The following is a 26,151-nucleotide window of genomic DNA, read 5'->3' on the forward strand; positions in this document are numbered from 1 at the left end:
CCCTCGCCCATTCGGGGGCCCGCCCCGCGGGCCCCGACCACCGGGGCACGCGCCCATGACCCCGGGCGTCCCCGGCGTAGGCTGTGCCCGTGACGACCTACGACCCGCCGCGCCCCTGGATCGCCAGCTACGCCGAAGGGGTTCCGGAGGACCTCGCACCCGTGACCGGCTCCCTTGTCGACATCGTCGATGCGTCGGCACGCGACTACCCGGATGCTGCGGCCCTCCAGTTCTTCGGACGCGAGACGTCGTATCGCTCGCTGCAGGAGCAGATCGAACGTGCGGCCGCGGGACTCCGCGACCTCGGGGTGAAGGCCGGCGACCCGGTCGCGATCGTGCTGCCGAACTGTCCGCAGCACATCGTCGCGTTCTACGCGATCCTGCGCCTGGGCGCGGTCGTGATCGAGCACAATCCGCTCTACACGCCGCGCGAGCTCCGCAAGCAGTTCGAGGACCATGGCGCGAAGCACGCGATCGTGTGGACAAAGGTCGTCGCGACCGTGCAGGACTTCCCCGCCGACCTCGCGGTGACGAACCTCATCTCGGTCGACGTGATCAAGGCGATGCCGTTCGGAACGCGCCTGGCCCTCAAGCTCCCCATCGCGAAGGCCCGCGAAGCGCGCGAGGCGCTGACCGAGAGGGTCTCTGGAACGGTGGCGTGGGAACAGGTCGTCGGATCGTCCCCGCTGCCGGCATCCCACCCGCGCCCCGGCACCGACGACCTCGCGCTGATCCAGTACACGAGCGGCACCACCGGCACCCCGAAGGGCGCCTCGCTCACGCATCGAAACCTGCTCTCGAACGCGGCGCAGGCACGCGCGTGGGTGCCGTCTATCGTGCGTGGAGACGGATGCGTCGTCTACGCCGTGCTGCCGATGTTCCACGCCTACGGGCTCACCCTGTGCCTGACGTTCGCGATGTCGATGGGCGCTCGTCTGGTCCTCTTCCCCCGCTTCGACCCCGACATGGTACTCGACGTCACGAAGAAGCATCCCGCCACGTTCCTCCCGCTCGTCCCGCCGATCGCCGATCGCCTCCTCGAGGCCGCGCGTGAGAAGGGCGTCTCGCTCGCCGGAACCGAAGTCGCGATCTCGGGCGCCATGGCTCTCCCCCACGAGCTCGTCGTGCCGTTCGAGGCCGCGTCCGGAGGATTCCTTGTCGAGGGCTACGGTCTGAGCGAGTGCTCGCCGGTGCTGATGGCCAACCCGGTCGCTGACAACAGGGTGCCCGGCACGGTCGGCCTGCCCCTGCCGGGCACCGAGTGCCGCGTCGTCGACCCCGACGACCCGACCCAGGATGTTCCCGCCGGCGAACGCGGCGAGCTGATCGTGCGGGGCCCGCAGGTGTTCGCCGGCTACTACGGCAAGCCCGAGGAGACCGAGGCGGTGTTCACGGACGGCTGGTTCCGAACCGGCGACATCGTCACGATCGACGACGCCGGGTTCGTGCGCATCGTCGACCGGATCAAGGAGCTGATCATCACGGGAGGCTTCAACGTCGCGCCGACCGAGGTCGAGAATGCGCTCCGCCAGCACCCTCAGGTCGAGGACGCGGCCGTCGTCGGACTCCCGAGCGAGCACTCCGGCGAGGAGGTCGTCGCCGCGATCGTGGTCGCTGGGGGCCAGGAGATCGACGTCGAAGCCGTGCGCGACTTCGCGCGGGGCATCCTCACGCCCTACAAGGTGCCGCGACGCGTCTACGTTGTGGACGAGCTGCCCAAGTCCCTGATCGGCAAAGTGCTGCGCCGTCAGGTGCGCGACCGCCTGCTCGCGCTGAACACGGGATCCTGACGGCTCAGCCCGCGAGCCCGTCGCGCGCGACCGCGATCCGATAGGGATGCAGGGACGCGACGAAGACGCCGGCCGCCACCGCGGGGTCGGCGTTCATGACCGCACGCGCCGCGGGCTCGTCGTCGGCTTCGAAGATCGTGATGCCGAATGTGCCCTCGGTCTCCTGCGTCCGCCCCGCCAGGACGAGGACCCCGCGGTCACGAAGCTCGACCAGGTATGCGAAATGCTCACCCACGATGCGCTGCTCCTCGGGCGTCGCGTCAGCGACCATCTCGGACCGTGAGGGGACGATGCGATAGAGCCACTGCGCCACGCGGTCATCATCCCAGCCGACGCCCGCCGACGCATCGTTCGGAGGGGCGAAGTCAGCCCGCGTCGGGAACCAGGGCGTCGAGCGCCTGGGGTCCTCGCGTCACGAGGATGTGGAATTGCGCGGCATCGAGGATTCGGATGCCGAGCTCCTCCGCCTTCGCGAGCTTCGAGCCGGCACCCGGTCCGGCCGCGACGAAGTCTGTCTTCTTCGACACGCTCGAGGCCGCCTTGCCGCCGGCCTTGAGGATGGCTTCCTGCGCCCCCTCACGGCTGTAGCCCTCGAGGGAGCCGGTCGCGACGACCGTGAGCCCGTCCAGCACTCCCCCGATGCTGACCGCCGCTCCCGGGCCGGGGTGGCCGGGCGTCGCGAGCTGAGCGCCTGCCGCAGCCCACCGCTCGACGATGTCGCGGTGCCAGTCCACCTCGAACCACTCCCGGAGCGAATCGGCGATGATCCCGCCGACGCCCTCGACCGCGGCGAGGTCGTCGCGGGATGCCTCACGGATCGCCGCGACCGAGCCGAACCACTGAGCCAGCGCTCGCGCCGCCACCGGCCCGACGTGGCGGATGTTGAGAGCCACCAGGAAGCGCCACAGCTCTTTGGACTTCGCGCGCTCCAGCTGATCGATCAGCGTGAGCGCCTGCGCCGATGGCTGCAGGTCGGTGATGCCTGCCTTCTTCTCGGCGGGTGTGGGGTTGCGCCGGAACGGCGCCCGCCGAACGACCTCACCGGATCTCTCGTCGACACGAGGCTCACCGGTCTCGGCGTCGCGCACGACCACCTCGATCGGCACCAGCTGCTCCACAGTGAGCTCGAAGAGCGTCGCCTCGGTCTCGAGAGGCGGCACCTCGGGCACCGACGGCTGCGTGAGCGCAGCCGCGGTCACCTCGCCCAGCGCCTCGATGTCGAGCGCACCGCGCGAGCCGATGTGCTCGACGCGACCGCGCACCTGCGCGGGGCACGCCCGCGTGTTGGGGCAGCGCAGGTCGATGTCCCCCTCCTTCGCCGGCGCGAGCGGGAAGCCGCACTCCGGGCAGTCGGCGGGCATGATGAACTCGCGCTCGGTGCCGTCGCGGAGCTCGACCACGGGACCGAGGATCTCGGGGATCACATCGCCGGCCTTGCGCAGCACGACCGTGTCGCCGATCAGCACACCCTTCGCGCGCACGACGTCCTGGTTGTGCAGCGTGGCCTGACGTACCACCGACCCCGCGACGCGCGCAGGAGCCATCACGGCGAACGGCGTGGCGCGACCCGTGCGACCCACCGAGACGACGATGTCGAGCAGCTTCGTGTTGACCTGCTCGGGCGGGTACTTGTATGCGATCGCCCACCTCGGCGCGCGGCTGGTCGCGCCGAGCTCGTCGTGCAGCGCGAGCTCGTCGACCTTGACGACGACGCCGTCGATCTCGTGCTCGACATCATGGCGGTGCTCGCCGTAGTGCCCGACGAAGTCCACCACGCCGTCGATGGCGTCGGACGTGCGGAAGTACGGACTGGTCGGAAGACCCCACTCGGCGAGGAGTCCGTACGTCTCGCTCTGCGAATCCACCGGTGGGCGACTCCACGCGCCGATGCCGTGGACGAAGAGTCGCAGCGAATCCAGCCGAGCCTGCCCGGCCTCGCGCTCCAGGCCGTCCTTCTTGTCGAGCTGCTGACGGAGGCCGCCCGATGCCGCGTTCCGCGGGTTGGCGAACGACGGGAACCGCCGCTCCGCGCTCAGGCGAGCCTTGGCCTCATCGAACGCACGGCCGCGGGCGCGCGTCTCTTCGACGGCGCGGTCGCGCATGTCGGCCTGCAGCGCGTTCAGCGCTTCGAACGCCGCGACCGGGATGAACACCTCACCACGCACCTCGACCAGGTCGGGGTGCCCGCTGCCCTCGAGTCGCTGCGGGATCCCCGCCACGCGGATCGCGTTGACGGTGACGTCCTCGCCGGTGCGGCCGTCGCCGCGCGTCGCGGCCGAGGTCAGCACGCCCCGCTCGTAGCGCAGGCTGATCGCGAGTCCGTCGATCTTGAGCTCGGTGAGCCACCGCACCTTGCGGCCGGCCGCCGTCTCGGTCTTGACGCACCAGTCCCGCAGCTCGTCGAGACTGAACACGTTGTCGAGGCTCAGCATGCGCTCAGCGTGCTCGACCGGGGCGAACATCGAGCTCTCGGCCGCGCCGACCGTCTGCGTCGGCGAGTCCTGGCCCTGGAGTTCGGGATGCAGCCGCTCGAGCTCTTCGAGCCGGCGCATCCACCCGTCGTAGGTCGCGTCGTCGACGAGTTCGGCGTTGCGGCCGTAGTACGCGTCGCGGGCATCGATGATGCGGTCCGTCAGCTCCAGCGCCTCGGTGCGCGAGGCCTCGAGACCGGCGTCGGCGGGGAGGGGAGCCGCCGCATCGAGCGGGGCGGAGGCTGGCGTACCGAGGTCATCCGTCACCGCACCAGTCTAGGAGCGGGGTCGGACACCACCAGGGAGCCGAGGAGTCCGCAGAACCGAGGGGCGCAGCATCCGTCTCGGATCTAGGCGTCGACCGCAACGGCCGAGACGGTGCGATCGATCGTGAACTGCCCGATCACGCGCGTGCCGTCGTACAGCACGGCCGTCTGGCCCGGCGCGACACCGTCGAACGGCTCCTCCGGAACCACCGTCAGCAGGCCGTCTGCGAGGGTCGCGGTCGCCGACACGGGGTCCGCGTGGGCGCGGATCTGCACGTGGCAGGCGAACTCGCCGGCGGGTTGAGGACGCCCGGCCCACGAATACCGCTCCCCCGCGATCTGCGCGGTGGCGAGCGCCTCCTTGGGGCCCACGACCACGGTGTTGGACACGGGCCGCACCTCGAGCACGAACCGCGGCTTGCCGTCGGGCGCCGGAACCCCGAGCTGAAGGCCGCGGCGCTGGCCGACGGTGAAGGCATGCGCGCCGTCGTGCGCGCCCACCACGGCGCCGGTTCGGTCGACGATGTCACCGCGCTCGGCGCCGACCTTCTCGGCGAGCCAGCCGCGGGTGTCGCCGTCGGGGATGAAGCAGATGTCGTGGCTGTCGGGCTTGTGCGCGACGGTCAGGCCGCGCTGCTCGGCCTCGGCGCGCACGAGCGCCTTCGACGGTGTCGCACCGAGCGGGAAGTGCGTGTGCGCGAGCTGCTCGGCGTTCAGGACGCCCAGCACATAGGACTGGTCCTTCGCGGCATCCGATGCCCGGTGCAGTTCGAGACCCTGCGGACCGTCGACCAGCGTGGCGTAATGCCCCGTGCACACCGCGTCGAAGCCGAGCTCGATCGCGCGCTCCAGGAGCGCGGCGAACTTGATCTTCTCGTTGCACCGCATGCAGGGGTTCGGGGTGCGACCGGCGCGGTACTCGGCCACGAAGTCGTCGATGACGTCGTCGCGGAAACGCTCGGAGAAGTCCCACACGTAGAAGGGGATGCCGAGGCGGTCGGCCGCCCGGCGCGCGTCCATGGCGTCCTCGATGGTGCAGCAGCCGCGGCTGCCGGTACGCAGCGTGCCGCCCGCGCGCGAGAGCGCCAGGTGCACGCCGACGACCTCGTGGCCCGCCTCGACGGCCCGGGCGGCCGCGACGGCGGAGTCCACTCCGCCGCTCATGGCCGCAAGGATCCGCATGGGTCCAGTCTACGAACCTCTGCCTGACCGTGGCCCGGATGCCGCCCTCGCGCGCTCGACGACGTCGGGCAGCACCGCGAGCACGGCGTCGACATCGGAGTCGGCGGTGGTGCGCCCCAGCGTGATCCGCAGCACCTGGCGGGCCTCGGCCTCGGTCCGTCCCATCGCGAGCACGACATGCGACGGCTCGGGCACGCCCGCCTGGCACGCCGAGCCCGTGGAGACCTCGACGCCCGCCATGTCGAGCAGGAAGAGCAGCGTCTCGCCCGACGCCCCCGGGAAGAGCAGGTGCGCGTTGCCGGGCACGCGGTCGATCGGGTCTCCGAGCAGCTCGGCATCGGGGATGGTGCTCCGGATGCTGCGCACCAGGCGCTCCCGCAGGGCCGAGAGCCGTTCCGCCTCGGACACGCGTTCCGACTCCGCCAGTTCGGCGGCGACCGCGAAGGCCGCCGCGCCGGGCACGTCCTGCGTGCCGGCGCGCAGCCGCCGCTGCTGGCCTCCGCCGTGCAGGAGAGCGGTGACTTCTGCGCCGCGCGCCACGACGAGTGCGCCGACGCCGGCCGGCCCGCCGATCTTGTGCGCCGAGACGCTCATCGCTGCGAGACCGGCGCGGCCCTCGCCATCGCCCCGCCACCTCCGAAACGACACCGGCACGTGACCGAACGCCGCCACCGCGTCCAGGTGCAGCGGCACGCCCGCCCCGGCCGCCGCGGCCGACAGCGCGGCCGCATCGTTCACCGTGCCGGTCTCGTTGTTCGCGACGAGCGCGGTGGCCAGCGCCGCCCCGTGCAGCGCCGTGGCGAACTCGTCTACCCGGATGCGAGCGGTGTCGTCGATGCCGACATGGCGCAGGAGCGCGCCCTGCGCCTCGAGCCATTCGACCGCGTCCAGCGTCGCGTGATGCTCGCCGTCCGGCAGCACCACGGCGTCGGCGTCCGTTCGGCGCGCCCACCACAGGCCCTTCACCGCGAGGTTGACAGCCTCGGTGCCGCCCGAGGTGAAGACGATCTCGATCGGGTCGGCACCCACCACCGCGGCGACACGCTCGCGCGCCTCCTCGAGCACGCGTCGCGCGTGCTGGCCCGCGCCGTGGATGGACGAGGCGTTGCCCACCGTCGCCGCGGCGTCGACCCAGGCGTCTCGCGCCTCCGGTCGCAGCGGCGCGGTCGCGGCGTGATCCAGATAGATCCGCACGTCGCTCATGACCGGTCGGCCTCCTTCGCGATCGGAGGCGGCGGGCTGCTGCATCCGAGTTCCCTGTCCGGTGGGACCCGGTGCCGTAACACCGCCGACTCGGACCATGGTTATGGTAGTCCGCATGATCAGCCCGGTCTCCGTGATCTCGCCCCCTGACGCGGATCTGCTCGATCCCCGCCTCGACGGACTGGGCGTCGTGCTGCTCGATGGACACGCACGCCTGCGCGTGTGGTCCGACGCGGCGGACGCGATCGACCTCGTCGTCTTCGACGACACCGACCTCGACTGGATCACCGCGACCGAGCCCCTCGTCGCGATCGGCGGGGGCTTATGGGAGATCACGACGCCGCTCCTTCGCCCCGGCACGCGCTACGCGATCCGCGTCGACGGGCCGCAGGCGCCGGGCAACACCTTCAACCGCGGCACGCTGCTGCTCGAGCCCTACTCCCGCGGCCTCGTCCGCACCGGGTACGACGGCTGGCGCTCCGAGGTCGTCGACGGATCGTTCGACTGGGGCGGCGTCGCCAAGCCGGCGATCCCGATGGACCGCACGGTGCTGTACGAGGGTCATCTGAAGGGCCTCTCGAAGCGGCATCCCGACGTCCCCGGCGCACTCCGCGGCACATATGCCGGGCTCGCCCACCCGGCCATGGTGCAGCATCTCCTCGATCTCGGCGTCACCAGCATCGAGCTGCTGCCGATCCACGCGTTCACGACCGAACCGCGGCTGCTCCAGCACGGACTCACGAACTACTGGGGTTACAACTCGCTGAACTTCTTCACCCCGCACGCCGCCTACGCCACCGAGGACGCGTGTCGACAGGGCCCCGAGGCCATCCTCCGCGAGTTCAAGGGCATGGTGAAGCTGCTGCACGAGGCGGGACTCGAGGTGATCCTCGACGTCGTCTACAACCACACGGCCGAGGAGGGCATCGGCGGTCCGCGCTCGAGTCTGCGCGGCATCGACAACCGCGCCTACTACCGCCAGCAGGAGGACGGCGCCTACATCGACGTCACCGGCTGCGGCAATTCGGTGAACACGTCGACGGATGCCGCGGCCCGCCTGGTGCTGGACTCCCTGCGCTACTGGGCGAACGACGTGCAGATCGACGGCTTCCGGTTCGACCTCGCCGCGACGCTCGGACGGGACGCGGGGCACGTGTTCACGCCGCAGCACCCGCTGCTGCGGGCCATCCTCGACGACCCCGCGCTCGCCGGCGTCAAGATGATCGCCGAGCCGTGGGACGTCGGCATGGGCGGCTGGCAGACCGGCAACTTCGGCGACGGCTGGAGCGAGTGGAACGACCGCTACCGCGACCGCGTCCGCAACTTCTGGCTGAGCGACGTCGACTACGCGCGCCGCGCCTCGACCTCCCCGGTCGGCATCGGCGGGTTCGCGAACCGGCTCGCCGGATCCGCGAACACCTTCGCGGACGTCCGCGGTCCGCTCGCCGGCATCAACTTCGTGACGGCCCACGACGGCTTCACGCTGCGCGACCTCGTGTCCTACGACGTCAAGCACAACCTCGGCAACGGCGAGCAGAACCGCGACGGAGCCGACACGAATCGCTCCTTCAATCACGGCGCGGAGGGACCGACCGACGACGAGCGCATCCTCGCGACGAGGCGCAAGGCCATGCGCAACCTCCTGGGGACCCTGCTGCTGTCGGCCGGCGTGCCGATGCTGACCGCCGGCGACGAGTTCGCCCGCACCCAGCGCGGCAACAACAACGCCTACTGCCACGACTCGGTGCTGACCTGGCTGTCGTGGGAACACGCGCCGTGGCAGCAGGACCTGTATGCGCACGTGCGCCACCTGCTCCGCATGCGTCGCGAGAACCCGGCGCTGCGGCCCAGCCGCTTCGCGCGGCTCGGCGAACGAACGCCGTCGGCGTCCGTCATGGAGTGGTACGACGAGCGCGGCGAGACGATGTCGATCGAGCGATGGACCGATCCCTCGCACCGCACGCTGCAGTACGTCGCCGCGTCGACGCCCGAGTTCGAGGGATTCAACCGTGTGCTGCTCATGATCCACGGCACCGAGCGGGCGATCGACGTCACGCTTCCCGACGTGGAGGACGTGACCCGCTACGTCTCGCTGTGGTCGAGCGCCGACGAGACGCCGTCGGAGAGCGGCGAGACCTACGCGCCCGGCGACACCGTCTCGCTCGCCGGCACGTCGATGCGTCTCTTCCGTGCCGAGTAGCTCCGAACCGCCGGGGAGATCGCGGCCCCGCGTCACGTCGCTGTCATCCCGGTCGGGCGCGCGATAGGTTCGACTCGTGGTCACGAAGACGCGCTCCGTGCGCTCCCGCCCGTGGCGGAGCGACTCGGCACTCCCTGTCCGCAAGACCCGCGCCTGGCAGGCGGAACGCGATACCGCAGCGCGGCGCATTCCTCTCGCCCAGCCGACACCGGCGGTCCCGTGGGGCGATTACAAGCCCACGGCGTTCGCCGGCGAGGTCGTGCCGTTCGGGGTGACGTCCTTCCGCGAGGGACATGACCGCATCGGCGTGCAGGTGCGGCTGTTCTCGCCCTCGGGCGACGAATCGCTGCATCGCCTCGAGCCGCTCGAGGACGGCTTCGACCGGTGGCGAACCGAGGTGGCGCTGCTCGAGCAGGGCATCTGGCGCTTCCGGTTCGAGTCGTTCGGCGACGACTTCGCCACGTGGGAGCACGCCGCATCGCTCAAGATCGCGGCGGGTGTGGATGCCCCGCTCATGCGCGAGATGGGCGCTCGCCTGTTCGAGCAGGCCGGCGCCGAGAGAGGCCGCCCTGCGGCGGAACGCCGGGCCCTCGCCGACGCGGCGGCGTCCCTGCGCAACGCCCAGCTCGACGATGCCGGGGCGCTTTCGATCGTCGAGGACCCTGCGATCGCACGGTACTTCCACGACCGGCCGGTGATGTCCCTCGTGACCATCGGCGACGATCTCGAGCTGCTCGTCGAGCGCGAGCGCGCCGGTGTCGGTGCCTGGTACGAGTTCTTCCCCAGGTCAGAAGGGGCCCGTCGCCTCAAGGACGGCACGATCAAGAGCGGCACTTTCCGCACGGCGGCCAAGCGTCTCCCAGCCGTCGCCGACATGGGCTTCGACGTGCTCTATCTGCCGCCGATCCATCCGATCGGCACGCTCAACCGCAAGGGGCCGAACAACACGCTCGACGCGGGTCCGGGCGACCCCGGCTCGCCGTGGGCGATCGGCTCGGCGGCGGGCGGCCACGACACGGTCCACCCCGACCTCGGCTCACTCGCGGACTTCCGATCCTTCGTGCGCCAAGCGCGCGACGCGGGCATCGAGATCGCGCTCGACCTCGCGCTGCAGGCCGCGCCCGACCACCCCTGGGTCGCCGAGCACCCGGAGTGGTTCACGACACTCCCCGACGGCACGATCGCCTACGCCGAGAACCCGCCCAAGAAGTACCAGGACATCTACCCGGTCAACTTCGACAACGATCCGGCAGGGATCCGCGCCGAAGTGCTGAGGGTCGTGCGTCACTGGATCGCCCAGGGCGTGCGCATTTTCCGAGTCGACAACCCGCACACCAAGCCGCTGCAGTTCTGGGAATGGCTGATCGCGACGGTCAGCGCCGACGAGCCCGACGTGGTCTTCCTCGCCGAGGCGTTCACGCGACCCGCTCCCCTGCAGAGCCTCGCGTCCGCCGGCTTCCAGCAGAGCTACACGTATTTCACCTGGCGCAACACCAAGGCGGAGCTCGAGGAGTTCCTGTCGGGACTCGCGCACGACACCTCCGCCTTCCTCCGCCCGAACCTCTTCGTCAATACCCCCGACATCCTCACGGAGTACCTGCAGTTCGGCGGAAGGGCGGCGTATCGCATCCGAGCCGCCATCGCGGCGACCGCCGCTCCCAGTTACGGCGTCTATGCGGGCTACGAGCTCTACGAGAACGTCGCTCGCCCGGGGTCCGAAGAGAACATCGACAACGAGAAGTACGAGTACAAGTTCCGGGACTGGGCCGGCGCGATCGAGCGGGGCGACTCCCTCGCTCCGTTCCTGACGCGCCTCAACGAGATCCGGCGCGCGCACCCGGCGCTGCGGCAGCTCCGCAACCTCAGCGTCCACTGGAGCGACGACGACGCGATCCTCGTCTACGCCAAGCACATCGACGCTGCGCTGTCACCTGACGGACGCAGCGACACGATCATCGTGGTCGTCAACACCGATCCCCACTCGGTGCGTCAGACGATGGTCCACCTCGACACCCGAGTGTGGGGCGTCGAGCCCGGTACGCCGTACGAGGTCGAGGACCTCGTGACCGGCGGCCGATGGACGTGGTCGGATCACAACTACGTGATGCTCGACGCGTTCACCGAACCGGTCCACATCCTCCACGTGAAGGAGCCCCGATGACGCCCACCGACCAGATCCTCGATGCTGTCGCGACGGGCTCGCACCACGATCCCCACGCGGTGCTCGGCATCCATCCCGACACGGATGCCGAGGGCACCGCGACCTGGATCGTGCGCGCCCGCCGGCCATTGGCCCGCAGCGTCACCGCGGTGTTCGCCGATGGCACTCGGGTGCCGCTCGAGCACGTGCACGCTGGGATCTGGGAGGGCACGCGCGCGGGTTCGCCGAGCCGGTACGAGCTGCTGACCACCTACCCCGACGGTCCCGACTTCACCGCCGACGACCCGTACCGTCACTCCCCCACGATCGGCGAGCTCGACCTCCACCTCATCGGCGAGGGACGCCACGAGGAGCTGTGGCGCGTGCTCGGCGCCCACGAGCGCGAGCACGACGGCTCGCTGGGCACCGCCTTCACCGTGTGGGCGCCCAACGCGCGAGCGGTGCGCGTGGTGGGCGACTTCAACGGCTGGGACGGCCAGGGGCACGCGATGCGCTCGATGGGCGCCAGCGGCGTGTGGGAGCTGTTCATCCCCGCCGTCGGCCAGGGCTCTGCCTACAAGTTCGAACTGCGCGCGCGCAACGGCGAATGGGTGCTCAAGGCCGACCCGATGGCCCGGTTCGCCGAGGTGCCGCCGGCCACCGCATCCGTCGTCGTCCAGTCCTCCTACTCGTGGGGCGACGCCGCCTGGCTGGCCGAGCGCGCCACATCGACCCCGGTGTCGCGGCCGATGGCGGTGTACGAGCTCCATCTCGGCTCGTGGCGTCAGGGGCTGTCGTACCGCGACGCCGCCGACCAGATCATCGACTACGTGAGCGCGCAGGGCTTCACCCATGTCGAGTTCCTTCCGCTCGCCGAGCACCCGTTCGGGGGGTCGTGGGGCTACCAGGTGACCGGGTACTACGCCCCGACCAGTCGGTTCGGGCACCCGGATGACCTCCGCTATCTCATCGACCGACTGCACCAAGCCGGCATCGGCGTGATCATGGACTGGGTGCCTGGCCACTTCCCGAAGGATTCCTTCGCCCTGGCCCGCTTCGACGGCGAGCCGCTGTACGAGCACGCCGACCCGCGGCGGGGTGAGCACCGCGACTGGGGTACGTACATCTTCGACTACGGTCGCAACGAGGTGCGTAACTTCCTGGTCGCGAACGCGCTGTACTGGTTCGAGGAGTTCCACGTCGACGGGCTGCGCGTGGACGCCGTGGCCTCGATGCTGTACCTCGACTACTCGCGCGAGGAAGGCGAGTGGGTGCCGAACGTGCACGGCGGCCGTGAGAACCTCGAGGCGATCCGCTTCCTGCAGGAGGTCAACGCCACGGCGTACAAGCGGTATCCCGGCATCGCGATGATCGCCGAGGAGTCGACGAGCTTCCCCGGGGTCACAGCGCCCACCAGCCGGGCCGGACTCGGTTTCGGGTTCAAATGGAACATGGGCTGGATGAACGACTCGCTCCAGTACATCAAGCGCGACCCGATCTACCGGTCTCACCACGAAGGCGAGCTGTCGTTCTCGTTCGTGTACGCGTTCAGCGAGAACTACATGCTCCCCATCAGCCACGACGAGGTCGTGCACGGCAAGGGCAGCCTCTTCTCGCGGATGCCCGGCGACCATTGGCAGAAGCTCGCGAACATGCGCGCCTTCCTCGCCTACATGTGGGGGCACCCCGGCAAGCAGCTGCTGTTCATGGGACAGGAGTTCGGCCAGCTCTCGGAGTGGTCCGAAGGCCGGTCGCTCGACTGGTGGCTGCTCGATCAGCCCACGCACGCCCAGCTTCAGCAGTTCGTGGGGGCGCTCAACCGGGTCTACCGCGAGGAGTCCGCGCTCTGGGCACGCGACAGCGACGGCGCGGCGTTCACCCGGCTGGGCGCCCCGAAGTGGAACCCGAACGTGATCGCTTTCGCCCGCAGAGACTGGCACGGCAACACGATCGTCGTCGCGGCGAACTTCTCCGGGAACCCGATCTCCTCGTACGAGCTCGACCTGCCCGAGACCGGGGTGTGGGACGAGATCCTCAACACCGATGCGCAGCTGTACGGCGGGTCGGGCGTCGGCAACCTCGGCGTGGTCCACGCAGGTGCGGGCGGGCGCGCGTCCCTCGTATTGCCGCCCCTCGCCGTCCTGTGGCTGCGCCACCGGACGGACGCACACATCCCCTCGCCGACGCAGGGCTGAGAATCCTCGGACGCGGACGACGGCCCCGGATGCAGCATCCGGGGCCCTCGTCCGCGAAGCGGATTCCCCCGTCAGGTGCGCGGATCGCTCAGAACAGCAGCGACGCGAGGCGGCCGCGTGCGGCGATGACGCGCGGGTCGGCGTCACCGACGAGCGCGAACAGCTCGAGCAGCCGCTCGCGCACAGGGGTGCGCTCATCAGCCGGAAGCTGGGCGAACAGATCCAGCAGGCGCCCGTAGGCGTCTTCGACGTGCCCGCCGGCGAGGTCGAGATCGGCGACCGTGAACTGCGCGGCCACGTCCTGAGGAGCGGATGCCGCGGCCGCACGGGCGGCCTGCAGATCGACACCCTGCACCCGGTCGAGCAGGCGCACCTGGCCGAGGCCGGCGCGCGCCTCGGCGTCCCGGGGGTTCTCGACGAGTGCCCGCTCGTACGCGGCGATCGCACGGGAGTAGTCGCCCTCCTCGATGGCCGCGAACGCCTCGGCGTGCAGCGGAGGAAGCGGCGGTTCAGCGGGGGCTTCCTGGGGGGCATCCCCGTCGACGGTCGCGGCTCCGGTCACGCCGTTCTGGGCGGCGAGCTGAAGGAGCTGAGCGAACACCTCGCGCACCTGCTGCTCGGGCACGGCGCCCGTGAACATCGGCACCGGCTGGCCGGCGACCAGGGCGACGACCATCGGGATCGACTGCGCGCGGAACGCCTGCGACAGCTGAGGGTTGGCGTCGACATCGACCTTGGCCAGCACGACGCGGCCGCCGAGCTCGACCACGACCTTCTCGAGGATCGGGCTCAGCTGCTTGCAGGGTCCGCACCACTCGGCCCAGAGGTCGACGACCACGGGGACGGTGCGCGACAGCTCGAGCACCTGCGGGAACGTCTCGTCGGTGACGTCCAGCACGAGCGAGGGAACCGCGACGCCGGCGCCGGCGCCGGCCGGAGCCTCCTCACCGGGCGCGGCGGGCGCCGGACGGTTGCGGAGGGAGGACAGGTCGACGGCGCCGCGCAGCGAGGCGCCCAGAGTGGGATCGGTCACTACAGAATCTTCGCATCGAGGATGTCGGACGAGTAACCGAGGAGTCGGATCTTCTCATTCGACCCGGGACCGGGCACGTAGAAGAACACCTGGTCGCTGAAGGTCGTGGCGAATCCGGTCTGCGACTGGTCGACACCGGCGAGCGTCTTGACCGTCCGGTTGTCGTTGACCTTGATCACGGCGTCCGCGTTGGTCGGCTTCACGGTGTCGATCTCGTTGATGTTCACCGCGACGATCGCACCGCTCTCGACCGTCTGCAGGGCGAACGGCGCCTGCACCCCGGCTGCGGAGCTGAACTCCAGGTTTCCGGTCGACGACGCGGTCTTGTTGAACTCCTCGAGCCGCCGCTGACGGTCCGCCGCGATGCTGGCTCGGAGCTGATCGCCATCGGCCTCGAAGAGGTCGTAGTACTGGCTCGACTCGCCGTTGGTGATGATGTCGGCGTAGGCGGCGGCGATCTCGTCGGGCGGCAGCAGGAGGAACGGTGAGTCCGGCTCGACCTGGGGTGCGCCGATGTAGGCGGGCGCCAGATCGGGAAGCGATGTCGATGCCTCGAGGCTTCCGACATACGACAGCTTGTAGTCCGCCCACTGATCCTGCTGCGTGAGCACCATGATGCTCGACGTCTTGGATTCGTCGTCGTCCGCGACGGCGATGACCGAGCGCGGCCAGCCGTCATAGGCCTGCGGCAGGATGATCTCGAGCGGCTTGGCGAGGATCGGAGCCGGCGCCGGGTAGTCGCCGAGGGCAGCGCGCAGCTTGTAGTTGGTGTCACGCGCCGCGAGTGCCGCTCCCTCGAGGCGCGTGTCGGCGAGGTCGCCGTCCATCGCCGCGTCGGCGTCGGCAACCGTGGCGGCGATGCGGGTGAGGATGCGCTCGGCCTGGGCCTTCGTGACGGCCGGTGCCTGCTGGCCGTCAGGGGCGATGACGGTCGCGGTGGGCGACGGAGTGGGCGACGAGCCGAGCTGCGGCCACGCGTCGGCCGAGCAGCCGGAGAACAGCAGCGCCGACACAGCCACCACCGGCAGCACCGCGAACGCCCGTCGCCCGCCGCTCGAGACGGCACGGCGCGTCGGCTTCGCGCTGCTGATCACGCCCTTGTCGTCGTGATCGATCGCGATGTCGATGGGCTCGGTGACAGGCAGCGGCAGACCCTTGCGTCGCGGCCCGCGCTTGCGGCGCGCGTGACGGATGCCCAGGATGTACAGGAACACGCCGACGGCCATCAGGATGCCGCCGCCGACGATGAGCGGCCCCGCCCAGGGCGTCGACGTCTGCAGCGGCCAGGAGACCGTCACCCTGCTCGGCGCGGGAGCGGTTCCGTCCGCGGCGACGAGCACGCTCATGCTCTCGGGCAGCTGCAGCGGCGCGATCAGGAGGTCGGTCTGCTGGTACTCGTCGAGCCAGAGGTCCGATCCGACGGGGCTGCGACCGGCCGTCTCAGCCGTGGCGTCCCCGCTCGTCGTGTCGTCGGCAGCGGCGTCATCTGCTGCGGCATCCTCGGCAGGTGCTTCCGCGGTGGGATCCACGGTCGCGTCGACCTCGGGCTCGACCACCGCTGTCTCGAGACCGCCCTCGTCGTCGAGCGTGACGTGCGTATACGTCGAGTCGGAGAGCCATGCCTCCATGTCCGCTGTGCGGCCGTAGGAGGCGAAGATGTCGCCCTCGGCCTGGGCGCGCAGGGTCTGCGTGCCGGGCATCTGGTTGAGCACGGCGCCGTCGATGAGGAGATACGGAGTCTTCTCCTCGACCGAGATCGCCGTGGTCTCGGTCTTGGGTCCCTGGAAGATCGTCCGCTGGGCGATGCCCGCACCGATCATCACGGTGGCGAGCACGAACGCCGCCACGGCCCACACGAAACGCACGAAGAACACCTTTCCCGGGGCGCGCGGACACGGCGCAACCCTTCGATTCGACAGTTCAGACTAGCGAACACGACCTGTGAGGCGCGTGGGAGGCGGCATTCCCGGGGCTGAACGTCACTGATGCGTATCCTGGGCGGACAGACGAATCGACGCCATGTCGATCTGAGGGGGACCCGATGAAGCTGCACAACCCGTTCCGCACGGCGCTGCTCGCGACGTTGGGAGTCGGCCTCGGGCTGCTGCTCATCGGAAGCATCCAGAACCTCCAGACGATCCTGCTCTATGTCGGCACGGCACTCTTCCTGTCGCTGGGCCTGGATCCGATCGTGGCCTGGCTCGAACGCCGTAAGCTGCCGCGCTGGGCCGCCGTGCTCATCACGATCCTCGGCGTCCTCGCCGCGTTCGCGGGCATCATCCTCATGGTGGTCCCGATCATCGTCCAGCAGATCGGTCAGCTGGTCACGACGATTCAGGATCTGGCCGAGAAGGGCACGTTCGACGACCCCGTCGGCGCAATCCAGGACTGGCTGCACGCGGTCTTCCCTGCTTTGAACGTCGATGAGGTGTGGGGCTACATCGAGGACTGGTATGCGTCGCTCGATGTGGGCGCGATCGGCTCCGAGGTGGGCGGAAGCATCATCACCATCATGGGAGCGATCATCGCCGGGTTCGCCGGCGCGTTCATCGTTCTCATCCTCACGATCTACTTCACGGCGTCGACCCCGAGTCTGAAGCGGGCCGTCTACCAGCTCGTCCCCGCCTCCAAGCGTGCCCGCTTCATGGACCTCGGCGAGCAGATCACCGACTCGGTCGGCTACTACGTCATCGGGCAGTTCTCGCTCGGCCTGATCAACGGCGTGCTCAGCGCCATCTTCCTCACGATCATCAAGGCGCCCTTTCCTGCCGTTCTCGCAGTCATCGCGTTCTTCTTCTCGCTCATTCCCCTCGTGGGAACGCTCACCGGCTCGATCATCATCGTGTTCACGTGCCTGGTGGTGGGCTCCCCCACGACAGCCTTGATCGCCGCGATCTACTACCTGATCTACATGCAGATCGAGGCGTACGTGATCTCTCCGCGCATCATGGGACGCGCGGTGGCGGTGCCGGGCGCGGTCGTCGTGATCGCCGCCCTCGCCGGCGGATCACTGCTGGGCCTGCTCGGCGCACTCGTCGCGATCCCCGTGGCCGCCAGCATCCTGATCATCTACCGGCAGGTCGTGATCCCGCGTCAGAACGAGCGCTGACGCTCAGCCGTCCGCGGCAGGGCCGTGCCATTCGAGCGGCAGCGGCAGGGCGTCGGGGTTGACCGCCGCGACGATCTCGGTGAGCACGCGGCGGGTCTGGTTCTCCCCCACCCACAGGTGCTTGCCGCCCTCGACCGGGATCAGCACGGCCTCCGGGACGCTCGCGAAGCGCTGGGTCGCGGCATCCGGTCGAAGGTAGTCGTCGAACTCGGGGACGAGCACGATCAGGCGGCGCTCGTCGCCCGCCCACGCCGCGACCTCTTCATCGGTCGCACGGTGCAACGGCGGCGACAGCAGCACGGCGCCTTCCACGGCGTGGTCGCGACCGTACTTGAGGGCGAGCTCGGTGCCGAAGGACCAGCCCACGAGCCACGGTCGAGGGAGGCCGCGCTCGCGCACGAAGTCCATCGCCGCGGCGACGTCGAACGCCTCCGCCCGACCGCCGTCGAACGAGCCGTCACTGGTGCCCCGCGGCGAGGTCGTGCCGCGGGTGTTGAACCTCAGGACCGCAAGATCGGCGAGGGCGGGCAGGCGCCCGGCGGCCTTGCGCAGGATGTGCGAGTCCATGAAGCCGCCGGCCGTCGGAAGCGGATGCAGTGTCACGAGCGTCGCGACTGGGTCTCGGGTCTCGGGGAGGGCCAGTTCACCGACGAGGGTCAGCCCGTCGAGCGTCTCGAGCTCGATGTCCTCGCGGCGCGCCGGCAGCAGCATCGGTCCGCGGATCTCCATGTCAGGCCACCTTCCAGCAGTGCTGATGCCAGTGCCGCCGCGCGGCGAGGTCAGCGGCGTCGCCCATCACGCCATCTGCGCGCCACGCCACCAGGTGCGCGACGCCCACGTCGATCTGACGACCGCACCCGGGGCACGTGTAAGGCTTCTGCGCCTGCGCAGGAGAGACCGGCTGCACCGTCCACTCGACACCACGGCGCATCTCGGTGCGCTTCCAGCCTGCGAGCAGGCGCTCGAACGAGTCGTCGCCGCTCGAATCGTGTCGGCGGCGGTTTGAGCGCGGCACGGCTCAGTACCAGCCTGTGCGCTGCGAGTGATCCCACGCGCCGCACGGCGAGCCGTAGCGGCCGCCGATGTAGCCGAGACCCCACGCGATCTGCGTCGCGGGGTTCGTCTCCCAGTCGGCGCCGGCGCTGGCCATCTTGCTGCCTGGAAGCGCCTGCGGGATGCCGTAAGCGCCGCTGCCGGCGTTGTACGCGTTCACGCGCCAGCCGGACTCCTTCTTCCAGAGAGCGACGAGGCAGGCGAACTGGTCGTCGCCCCAGCCCCGAGCCAGCACCATGTCGTAGGCGATGGCCTGCGCGCTGCCCGGATCGGGCGTGACGAACGGTGGACGCCATCCGCCGGATGACGACGACGTGGAGGTCGACGCCTGGACGGTCGGCGTGGGCTTCGGCTTCACGTAAACCGTGTAGTTGCCGCGGTCGAGCGCCGCGGGCTCCGCATCGGCCGCAGCCTCGTCGCCGACGCGGGACTGGACGTCATCGAGCCCGCTGGCGTAGAGCGAGACCTGCGACTCGTCGTCCGCGCTCGCCTGCGCCAGCGCGAGCCCGGTCGGCCCGATGTACGCGACGACGAAACCCAGAACAGCGAAGGCGGCGAACGCGCCGACGACACCACGGCGCCGCGACCAGCGCGGAGCGGTCTTGCGGGGCGGCGAAGACGGCGCCGACAGACTGGATCCTGACACCGCGACCGGCCGCGCAGACCGGGCCGCCACCTCGTGACGTCGGGCGCGTCTGGTCGGGTACAGCTCGTTTCCAGAAGTCACAGTGTCCCGATTCTCGCATACCGGCACGACGAGGTGCCATCCGCGCACCCGCGCGTCTCACTTGACGGCGAGCATCACCTCGACGACGGCATCGAGGACAGCGTCGACCTGGGTCTCACGGTAGCCCCCGCGCTGCATGCGGAACGCGACCGAGCGCACCTGTTCGACAGTGACGGAGTCCCCCGTTTCGAGGAACCGCGCGAGTTTGTCTGTGACGAGGTCGACCTCCGCGATGCGGTAGCCGTAGCGCAGCGGCGACACGCGATCGAAGCGGCGCTTGACCGGCCGGGAGAGGCGGTCCAGCACCTCCTGGGCGAGCTCGCGAGTGTGGCCGACCCACTCCCTGGCGCCCTTGGCCGCGACGGCCGACGAGCGCTCGCGGGCGGCGAAGGCATCCTCGATTCGCCCGAGTGCGGCGTCCACCGATGCGATCGCGTAGCCGTGGCGCACCAGTGGGAACGCGACCTGACGGATGTCGGCGGAGGTGAGTGCGTCGGTGCCGCGCTCGAACGACGCGCGTGCCCGGGCGAGGAACTCGTCGACAGGCTGCTTGTCGTAGCCCTTCTCGCGTCCTCGGGCCTCGGGGAAGGACGTCCGGGCGGTCGTCTCGGATGCCGTCATGATGCCACCATCGGAGTGAAGAGATAGTAGAGGGTCAGCGCCGCGACGACCGACAGCAGGATGGAGTCGAGGCGATCCAGGACGCCGCCGTGACCCGGGAGCCAGGAGCTCATGTCCTTGATCCCGAGATCGCGCTTGATCATCGATTCTCCCAGGTCGCCGACCGTCGCCGTGGCGAGGATGAGGATGCCGAACACGGCGCCCATCCACCACTCGAGGCCGAGCATGAAGAGCCCGACGAGCACGCCGGCGAGGATCGCGGCCGCAGCAGCACCCGCGAAGCCCTCCCACGTCTTCTTCGGGCTGATGCGCGGGGCCATGGGGTGTCTGCCCATCGTGATCCCCGCGGCGTACGCGCCGGTATCGACGGCGACGGCGACGATGATGAACGACAGGACCCACCACTCGCCGCCGTCCTTCGACAGCAGCACGAGCGTGAGGCTTCCGAGGAAGGCGACGTAGAGCTGGAGGAACGTCGCGATGAGCACGTCCCCCAGCACCAGACCGTACGCGCGGCCGTCGTGCGACGCCATCTGGCCGACCAGTCGCCACACCACGACGAACGCCAGTGCGACGAACAGCAGCACCCAGTGCAGCCACGAGTCGACGAAGAACGCCGACAGCACGACCACCGCACCCGCGATGAGCTGCGGGATCAGATCGACCCGGCGACCGCTCGCGATGAGAGCCCGGGAGAACTCGAAGAGCGCGAGCAGCGCCGCCGCCAGGGCGAACGGCACGAACGCCCATTTGACGAACAGCAGCGACCCGAGCAGGACGAGCCCGATCGCGAGGCCGATGAGGATCGCGACGATCAGGTCGCGTCCCGTCCGCTCCTTGATGCGCTCGTTCGCCTCCTCGAAGTCGGCCCGCGCCTGTGCGACGTGGCCCTCCAACTCGCTGCGCGCCGCACGCAGGTGAGACTGCAGTGCGGGGCCCGTGTCAGGGGTCTCGGCGGCACGGCGTGCCTCGCCGGCCTCGCGCCGCGTCTGCGGTGAGGCGGGCTGGTCGCTCCGCGGCGGGTCGGATGCGTCGGTCATCGGCGGACCTCAGACCTCGAGGAGCTCGGCCTCTTTGCGCTTGAGCGCCTCGTCGATGGCGTCGACGTGCGCGCGCGTGAGCGCGTCGAGCTCCTTCTCGCCGCGAGCGAGCTCGTCCTCGCCGACCTCGCCCTTCAGCGCGTCGATGTCGTCCTTCGCCTTGCGGCGGATGCCGCGCACGTGCACCTTCGCGTCCTCGCCCTTGGTGCGCGTGAGCTTCACGTACTCCTTGCGGCGTTCCTCGGTGAGCTCGGGCATCGTGACGCGCACGAGGTTTCCGTCGTTCGTCGGGTTCACGCCGAGGTTCGGGATGTCGCGGATCGCCTGTTCGATCGCCTTCAGCGCCGACTTGTCGTAAGGCGTGATGAGGAGCGTGCGCGCCTCGGGATTGTTGATCGACGCGAGCTGCGCGAGCGGCGTCGGGCTGCCGTAGTAGTCGACGAGGACCTTCTGGAACAGCTGCGGGTTCGCGCGTCCGGTGCGCACCGTGGCGAAGTCCTCCTTCGCTGCCTCGACGGCGCGGTCCATGCGCACTCCGGCATCGGCCAAGACGTCCGCGATCACAGTGTCTCCTTCGCGTAGATGGGGCTGGTCAAGTCTATCGACGCGGGGCGGATCACGCCGTGACCAGCGTGCCGATGGTGTCGCCCAGCAGGGCCTTCGTCACGTTGCCCGCGGGCTCCATGCCGAACACGCGCATGTCCATGCGGTTGTCCATGCAGAGGCTGAACGCGGTCGAGTCGACGACCTTGAGACCGCGCTGCAGCGCGTCGAGATACGTGATGCGATCGATCAGGGTGGCCGAGGCATCCTTCTTCGGGTCAGCGGTGTACACGCCGTCGACGCCGTTCTTCGCGACGAGCACCTCTTGCGCGTCGATCTCGAGAGCACGCTGGGCGGCGACCGTGTCGGTGGAGAAGTACGGCAGACCGGCGCCGGCGCCGAAGATGACCACGCGACCCTTCTCCATGTGCCGCTCCGCGCGACGCGGGATGTAGGGCTCGGCGACCTGCGTCATCGAGATCGCGGACTGCACGCGCGTCGCGGCGCCCGCCTGCTCGAGGAAGTCCTGCAGGGCGAGGGCGTTCATGACTGTGCCCAGCATGCCCATGTAGTCGGCGCGGCCACGGTCCATGCCGCGCTGGCTGAGTTCGGCGCCGCGGAAGAAGTTGCCGCCGCCGACCACGATCGCGATCTCGACGCGGTCGACGGCGGCCGCGATCTCCTGGGCTATCTGGCTGACCACGTCGGGGTTCACACCCAGCTGGCCTCCGCCGAACGCTTCGCCGGACAGCTTCAGAAGGACGCGGCGGCGCCCGGTGTTCTCGTTGATCACTGTGGTCCTCTCGTCTACGACAAACTACCGAAGGGCATGAGAAAAGGCCCGCATCGGCTTGCCGATGCGGGCCTTCTCAGAAGGTCAGGCTCCGACCTTGTAGCGGGCAAAGCCCGTCAGGGTCAGACCGGCGTCCTTCGCGACCTGCGCGACCGACTGCTTGTTGTCCTTCGCGTAGTCCTGGTCGAGCAGCGAGACCTGCTTGAAGAACGCGTTCACGCGGCCCTCGACGATCTTCGGGAGGGCGGCCTCCGGCTTGCCCTCGTTGCGGGAGATCTCGGTGACGATCTCGCGCTCCTTCTCGACCTCGGCCTCGGGGACCTCGTCGCGCGACAGGTACGACGGGTTCGCGAACGAGATGTGCTGGGCGAGGCTGCGAGCCGTCTCGGCGTCGTCGCCCGAGTAGGCGAGGACGACGCCGACCTGCGGCGGCAGGTCCTTGCTGGTCTTGTGGAGGTAGATCTCGAACTTGTCGCCCGAGAGCGTGCTCACGCGACGCAGTTCGACCTTCTCGCCGATGATCGCGGCCTCGTCCGAGATGAGCTCGGCGACCGTCTGGCTGCCGGCGGGCGCGGCGAGGGCAGCCTCGGCCGAGTCTGCGTGCGCGGCGGCCGCGGCGTCGAGAACCTTCTCCGCAAGGGCGATGAAGCGGTCGTTCTTCGCGACGAAGTCGGTCTCGGTGTTGAGCTCGATGATCGTGACCTGACCGTCGACCTCCTTGGCCGCGACCAGCCCCTCGCTCGTGGAGCGGTCGGCGCGCTTGGCGTTGCCCTTCGCGCCCTTGAGGCGGAGGATCTCGACGGCCTTCTCGAGGTCGCCGTCGGCCTCCTCGAGCGCCTTCTTGGTGTCGACCATGCCCGTGCCGAGCTGCTCGCGTAGCGTCTTGATGTCGGCGATCGTGAAGTTTGCCATGGGTGGCGGCTCCTTGAATTGGTGAGTTCTGTGGATGCCTCGGCGGGACCGTCCGGACCGTTCGATCAGGGCGATCCCGCCGGGGCGGAGTGTGTGTGAGCCTTACTCGGCTTCGGTCGCCTCAGCGGCCTCAGCGGCCTCGGGGGCGTCAGCGGCCTCGGCGGCTTCGACAGCCTCCGCGGCCTCGGCGCCTGCCTCGTCGGCGGCCGACTCGGTCGCGGCGGTCTCGACCTCGGCGACATCGGTCACGACCGGCGCGCCCTGCTCGAGCAGCTCGCGCTCCCAATCGGCGAGGGGCTCCGCGTCAGCGGTCTCGTCGGTGGGCTGGTGGCGCTGGATCAGGCCCTCGGCGGCCGCGTCGGCGATGATGCGCGTGAGCAGGCCCACCGAGCGGATCGCGTCGTCGTTGCCGGGGATCGGGTACTGGAACTCGTCCGGGTCGGCGTTGGTGTCGAGGATGCCGATCACCGGGATGCCGAGCTTGGACGCCTCGTCGATCGCGAGGTGCTCGCGCTTGGCGTCGACGACCCAGATGGCCGAGGGGGTCTTCTGGAGGTTGCGGATGCCGCCGAGCGACTTGTGCAGCTTGTCGAGCTCGCGCTTCTTCAGCAGGAGCTCCTTCTTGGTGAAGCCGCTCGCAGCCGGGTCCTCGAAGTCGAGCTCCTCGAGCTCCTTCATACGCGCGAGGCGCTTGGACACGGTCGAGAAGTTGGTGAGCAGACCGCCCAGCCAGCGCTGGTTGACGTAGGGCTGGCCCACGCGGGTCGCCTGCTCGGCGATGACTTCCTGCGCCTGCTTCTTGGTGCCGACGAAGAGGATGGTGCCGCCGTGCGCGACGGTCTCCTTGACGAACTCGTACGCCTTGTCGATGTACGTGAGCGACTGCTGGAGGTCGATGATGTGGATGCCCGAGCGCTCCGTGAGGATGAAGCGCTTGACCTTCGGGTTCCACCGGCGGGTCTGGTGTCCGAAGTGGACGCCGCTGTCGAGCAGCTGGCGAATGGTGACGACGGCCATGGCCGTTCTCCTGTTCCGGCGCGTGCGCGCCTGTTGCGGTTGTTCTCGCGCCGGCTCGTGGCCGGCGTGGCCTGGTGCCCGGCTCATTCCCGCCTCGCGCTCGCTCGCAAGCGTCCGCAAGGACCGTTGGGGATGGATGCCGCGCCGCGCCCTTCGTCAGACTCGGGGCTAGCGGCGCTATGGGCACGCGGAGTCACCCCGGCATGCGGAGTGCGCACCCAGTGTATCAGGAGCGGCCGGGCGGCTCCTCCTCCCCCGGCGACCGAACGCGAGCCTTCTCCACAGGTGTCGGTGCCACCGATCCGCGGATTCGCCAGGAGGGACACGGTGGGATCGTGACGCGGCCCGTTCTCACCCGCAAAGGCGGATCCCGTCGCGGGTCGCGCCGCCGCGCCCTCGGCGCGATCACCCTCAGTGTCCTTCTCGCGGTCGCGCCCACCTCTGCAGCGCCTGCCACCGTCGTCGCGGAGCCCGAGCACCTGCCGGTCGTCGACGGCGGAACGGTGACGCTCACGCGGGACTGGACCTGGCCGGTGCACCCGTTCCGGCTGGTGCGCCCCTTCGTCGCACCGCCGCACGAGTACGGTCCGGGCCATCGGGGAATCGACCTGCTGCCCGCGGGCGACGGCGTGGTGCGCGCCCCGGCACCCGGCGTGGTCGCGTTCTCCGGGCAGGTCGCAGGGCGCGGGGTGATCACTGTGGATCATGGCGACGGCCTGGTGTCGACATTCGAGCCGGTCGACCCCGGGCTCGCGGCCGGGACGCGGGTTGAAAGTTCCATTCCACTGGGCACGATCTCGGTCGGAGGGCACGCCGAGCCCGGCGCCGTGCATCTCGGCGTGCGGCTCGACGGCGTCTACATCAACCCGCTCGTGCTCCTGGGCGGGGTGCCGCGGGCGGTGCTCCTGCCCTGCTGCTAGCCGGTCTTCAGGCCCGCGGGTGCGCGAGGCGGTAGGAGGCCGCCAGCCTCTCGCTGGAGACGTGCGTGTAGATCTGCGTGGTCCCGAGGCTCGCATGGCCCAGCATCTCCTGGACGGCGCGGAGGTCTGCGCCACCGTCGAGGAGGTGGGTCGCGGCCGAGTGACGTAGCGCGTGCGGTCCGACCTGTGCCCCGAGCTCGGGTCCGAGTTCGCGCGACACGAGGTCGTACACCGCGCGCGCGCCGATCCGTCCGCCCCGCGCGCCGAGGAACAGGGCCGGGCAGGGCGCGTCGTCCGCGCGTCTGGCGAGGAGGGACGGCCGACCGCGCACGATGTAGGCGTCGACAGCCCGCAGCGCCGGCCACCCGAATGGCACGATCCTCTCCTTCGACCCCTTCCCGAGGACGCGAGCGGTGCGTCGGTCGCGATCGAGGTCGTCGACGTCGAGCCCGCAGAGTTCGGAGACGCGCATCGCAGCTGCGTACAGCAGCTCGACAATGGCGTGATCGCGCAGCGCGATCGGATCGCCCTCCACCGCGGCCGATGCCAGTCGATCCAGCACCCCGCTCAGGGTGTCGGCTGTCGCGACTCTGGGAAGTGTCTTGCCCCGCTTCGGGGCGACCAGGCGAAGGCTCGGGTCGGACGGGATCGCGCCCGACTCGGTCGCCCAGGCGAAGAGGCCCCGGACCGCCGCGGTTCGCCGCGCTATCGTGGCGCGGCTGTCGCCGCGCTGGACGGCGTGCCACAGCCAGTCGCGGAGGTTCTCGAGATCGACCGCGGCGAGTTCGATGTCTCCGCAGGCGGCGGCAAGTCCCTCGAGGTCGGAGCGGTAGGCCCGCACCGTCGCGGGAGACAGGCGGCGCACGTCCGCAAGGTGGCGCAGGTAGACCGCGGCTCCCTCGTGGATGTCCATGCCTCCAGCTTGCGCCCGCCGGC

At 69.9% G+C, this 26,151-nt stretch carries 22 protein-coding genes; 6 read left to right on the forward strand and 16 right to left on the reverse strand.

What is annotated here, in order from left to right; translation table 11 throughout:
* The first annotated feature begins 89 nt into the window (after positions 1-89).
* Complete coding sequence (locus RS82_RS06910) at positions 90-1,790, forward strand: long-chain-fatty-acid--CoA ligase (RefSeq protein WP_045297870.1); 1,701 nt, start codon at positions 90-92, stop codon at positions 1,788-1,790.
* A gap of 4 nt (positions 1,791-1,794) precedes the next feature.
* Here the strand turns inward: RS82_RS06910 and RS82_RS06915 are convergent, their stop codons facing one another.
* The 4 genes from RS82_RS06915 to RS82_RS06930 all read right to left on the reverse strand — a co-directional run bounded on the left by RS82_RS06915 (position 1,795) and on the right by RS82_RS06930 (position 6,903).
* Positions 1,795-2,103, reverse strand: a complete 309-nt coding sequence (locus RS82_RS06915; RefSeq protein ID WP_211255880.1) for a YciI family protein — start codon at positions 2,101-2,103, stop codon at positions 1,795-1,797.
* A gap of 52 nt (positions 2,104-2,155) precedes the next feature.
* On the reverse strand, positions 2,156-4,342 hold the full coding sequence (ligA, locus tag RS82_RS06920) for an NAD-dependent DNA ligase LigA (RefSeq protein WP_425411880.1): 2,187 nt from the start codon (positions 4,340-4,342) through the stop codon (positions 2,156-2,158).
* Between the two features lie 269 nt (positions 4,343-4,611).
* Positions 4,612-5,709: a tRNA 2-thiouridine(34) synthase MnmA gene (gene mnmA / locus RS82_RS06925; protein WP_084695506.1), complete on the reverse strand. Its 1,098-nt coding sequence runs from the start codon at positions 5,707-5,709 to the stop codon at positions 4,612-4,614.
* Positions 5,710-5,718: 9 nt separating this feature from the next.
* Entirely contained in the window at positions 5,719-6,903 is a 1,185-nt protein-coding gene (locus RS82_RS06930; protein ID WP_045297996.1) for a cysteine desulfurase family protein, read from the reverse strand.
* Between the two features lie 124 nt (positions 6,904-7,027).
* Here RS82_RS06930 and glgX point away from each other — a divergent pair, with 124 nt between their 5' ends.
* The 3 genes from glgX (at position 7,028) to glgB (ending at position 13,447) form a co-directional block, all read left to right on the forward strand.
* Positions 7,028-9,112: a glycogen debranching protein GlgX gene (glgX, locus tag RS82_RS06935; RefSeq protein WP_157005454.1), complete on the forward strand. Its 2,085-nt coding sequence runs from the start codon at positions 7,028-7,030 to the stop codon at positions 9,110-9,112.
* A 187-nt stretch (positions 9,113-9,299) separates the two neighbouring features.
* The gene (locus RS82_RS06940) at positions 9,300-11,273 is read left to right on the forward strand and encodes a maltotransferase domain-containing protein (protein WP_045297997.1); all 1,974 of its coding nucleotides are present in this window, start codon (positions 9,300-9,302) and stop codon (positions 11,271-11,273) included.
* A complete protein-coding gene (gene glgB / locus RS82_RS06945) occupies positions 11,270-13,447 on the forward strand; it encodes a 1,4-alpha-glucan branching protein GlgB (RefSeq protein WP_045297873.1) in 2,178 nt (725 codons plus the stop codon). The genes RS82_RS06940 and glgB overlap by 4 nt, the downstream gene beginning before the upstream one ends.
* A gap of 88 nt (positions 13,448-13,535) precedes the next feature.
* On the opposite strand, the gene RS82_RS06950 is transcribed toward glgB, so the two are convergent.
* Together RS82_RS06950 and RS82_RS06955 are read right to left on the reverse strand one after the other, a co-directional pair.
* The gene (locus RS82_RS06950) at positions 13,536-14,480 is read right to left on the reverse strand and encodes a tetratricopeptide repeat protein (RefSeq protein WP_045297874.1); all 945 of its coding nucleotides are present in this window, start codon (positions 14,478-14,480) and stop codon (positions 13,536-13,538) included.
* The gene (locus tag RS82_RS06955) at positions 14,480-16,345 is read right to left on the reverse strand and encodes a DUF8094 domain-containing protein (RefSeq protein WP_045297998.1); all 1,866 of its coding nucleotides are present in this window, start codon (positions 16,343-16,345) and stop codon (positions 14,480-14,482) included. Before RS82_RS06955 ends, RS82_RS06950 begins: the two co-directional genes overlap by 1 nt.
* A gap of 176 nt (positions 16,346-16,521) precedes the next feature.
* On the opposite strand from RS82_RS06955, the gene RS82_RS06960 reads away from it, so the two are divergent.
* Positions 16,522-17,589, forward strand: a complete 1,068-nt coding sequence (locus tag RS82_RS06960) for an AI-2E family transporter (RefSeq protein WP_045297875.1) — start codon at positions 16,522-16,524, stop codon at positions 17,587-17,589.
* A gap of 3 nt (positions 17,590-17,592) precedes the next feature.
* Here RS82_RS06960 and RS82_RS06965 read toward each other — a convergent pair whose 3' ends face one another.
* The 9 genes from RS82_RS06965 to rpsB all read right to left on the reverse strand — a co-directional run bounded on the left by RS82_RS06965 (position 17,593) and on the right by rpsB (position 24,295).
* The gene (locus RS82_RS06965) at positions 17,593-18,318 is read right to left on the reverse strand and encodes an alpha/beta hydrolase (RefSeq protein WP_045297876.1); all 726 of its coding nucleotides are present in this window, start codon (positions 18,316-18,318) and stop codon (positions 17,593-17,595) included.
* 1 nt (position 18,319) lies between these two features.
* The gene (locus tag RS82_RS06970; protein WP_045297877.1) at positions 18,320-18,604 is read right to left on the reverse strand and encodes a hypothetical protein; all 285 of its coding nucleotides are present in this window, start codon (positions 18,602-18,604) and stop codon (positions 18,320-18,322) included.
* 3 nt (positions 18,605-18,607) lie between these two features.
* Complete coding sequence (locus tag RS82_RS06975) at positions 18,608-19,369, reverse strand: aggregation-promoting factor C-terminal-like domain-containing protein (RefSeq protein WP_045297878.1); 762 nt, start codon at positions 19,367-19,369, stop codon at positions 18,608-18,610.
* Positions 19,370-19,426: 57 nt separating this feature from the next.
* On the reverse strand, positions 19,427-19,990 hold the full coding sequence (locus RS82_RS06980) for a DivIVA domain-containing protein (RefSeq protein WP_045297879.1): 564 nt from the start codon (positions 19,988-19,990) through the stop codon (positions 19,427-19,429).
* Complete coding sequence (locus RS82_RS06985; protein WP_045297880.1) at positions 19,987-21,030, reverse strand: phosphatidate cytidylyltransferase; 1,044 nt, start codon at positions 21,028-21,030, stop codon at positions 19,987-19,989. The genes RS82_RS06980 and RS82_RS06985 overlap by 4 nt, the downstream gene beginning before the upstream one ends.
* Before the next feature lie 9 nt (positions 21,031-21,039).
* On the reverse strand, positions 21,040-21,594 hold the full coding sequence (gene frr / locus RS82_RS06990) for a ribosome recycling factor (RefSeq protein ID WP_045297881.1): 555 nt from the start codon (positions 21,592-21,594) through the stop codon (positions 21,040-21,042).
* Positions 21,595-21,646: 52 nt separating this feature from the next.
* Positions 21,647-22,366 carry a UMP kinase gene (gene pyrH, locus RS82_RS06995; RefSeq protein ID WP_045297882.1) on the reverse strand — a complete coding sequence of 240 codons (720 nt, stop codon included), beginning with the start codon at positions 22,364-22,366 and terminating at the stop codon, positions 21,647-21,649.
* Positions 22,367-22,450: 84 nt separating this feature from the next.
* The gene (gene tsf / locus RS82_RS07000; protein WP_045297883.1) at positions 22,451-23,278 is read right to left on the reverse strand and encodes a translation elongation factor Ts; all 828 of its coding nucleotides are present in this window, start codon (positions 23,276-23,278) and stop codon (positions 22,451-22,453) included.
* A 102-nt stretch (positions 23,279-23,380) separates the two neighbouring features.
* Positions 23,381-24,295, reverse strand: coding sequence for a 30S ribosomal protein S2 (rpsB, locus tag RS82_RS07005; protein WP_045297884.1), 915 nt, complete (start codon positions 24,293-24,295; stop codon positions 23,381-23,383).
* A gap of 335 nt (positions 24,296-24,630) precedes the next feature.
* Between rpsB and RS82_RS07010 the strand changes: the two genes are divergently transcribed.
* Positions 24,631-25,215, forward strand: coding sequence for a murein hydrolase activator EnvC family protein (locus tag RS82_RS07010; RefSeq protein ID WP_052676737.1), 585 nt, complete (start codon positions 24,631-24,633; stop codon positions 25,213-25,215).
* A 7-nt stretch (positions 25,216-25,222) separates the two neighbouring features.
* Here RS82_RS07010 and RS82_RS07015 read toward each other — a convergent pair whose 3' ends face one another.
* Positions 25,223-26,128: a tyrosine recombinase XerC gene (locus RS82_RS07015; protein WP_045297885.1), complete on the reverse strand. Its 906-nt coding sequence runs from the start codon at positions 26,126-26,128 to the stop codon at positions 25,223-25,225.
* Between the last annotated feature and the right edge of the window lie 23 nt (positions 26,129-26,151).

Source organism: Microbacterium trichothecenolyticum, assembly GCF_000956465.1.
In the GTDB taxonomy this organism is placed as follows: domain Bacteria; phylum Actinomycetota; class Actinomycetes; order Actinomycetales; family Microbacteriaceae; genus Microbacterium; species Microbacterium trichothecenolyticum.

Excerpts from the sequence above, each read along its gene's own strand:
- ligA (WP_425411880.1), bottom strand. The coding sequence starts at position 4,342 with ATGCGCCGGCTCGAAGAGCTCGAGCGGCTGCATCCCGAACTCCAGGGC.
- mnmA (WP_084695506.1), bottom strand. The coding sequence starts at position 5,709 with ATGCGGATCCTTGCGGCCATGAGCGGCGGAGTGGACTCCGCCGTCGCG.
- glgX (WP_157005454.1), top strand. The coding sequence starts at position 7,028 with ATGATCAGCCCGGTCTCCGTGATCTCGCCCCCTGACGCGGATCTGCTC.
- glgB (WP_045297873.1), top strand. The coding sequence starts at position 11,270 with ATGACGCCCACCGACCAGATCCTCGATGCTGTCGCGACGGGCTCGCAC.
- RS82_RS06960 (WP_045297875.1), top strand. The coding sequence starts at position 16,522 with ATGAAGCTGCACAACCCGTTCCGCACGGCGCTGCTCGCGACGTTGGGA.
- RS82_RS06965 (WP_045297876.1), bottom strand. The coding sequence starts at position 18,318 with ATGGAGATCCGCGGACCGATGCTGCTGCCGGCGCGCCGCGAGGACATC.
- RS82_RS06980 (WP_045297879.1), bottom strand. The coding sequence starts at position 19,990 with ATGACGGCATCCGAGACGACCGCCCGGACGTCCTTCCCCGAGGCCCGA.
- RS82_RS06985 (WP_045297880.1), bottom strand. The coding sequence starts at position 21,030 with ATGACCGACGCATCCGACCCGCCGCGGAGCGACCAGCCCGCCTCACCG.
- tsf (WP_045297883.1), bottom strand. The coding sequence starts at position 23,278 with ATGGCAAACTTCACGATCGCCGACATCAAGACGCTACGCGAGCAGCTC.
- rpsB (WP_045297884.1), bottom strand. The coding sequence starts at position 24,295 with ATGGCCGTCGTCACCATTCGCCAGCTGCTCGACAGCGGCGTCCACTTC.
- RS82_RS07015 (WP_045297885.1), bottom strand. The coding sequence starts at position 26,128 with ATGGACATCCACGAGGGAGCCGCGGTCTACCTGCGCCACCTTGCGGAC.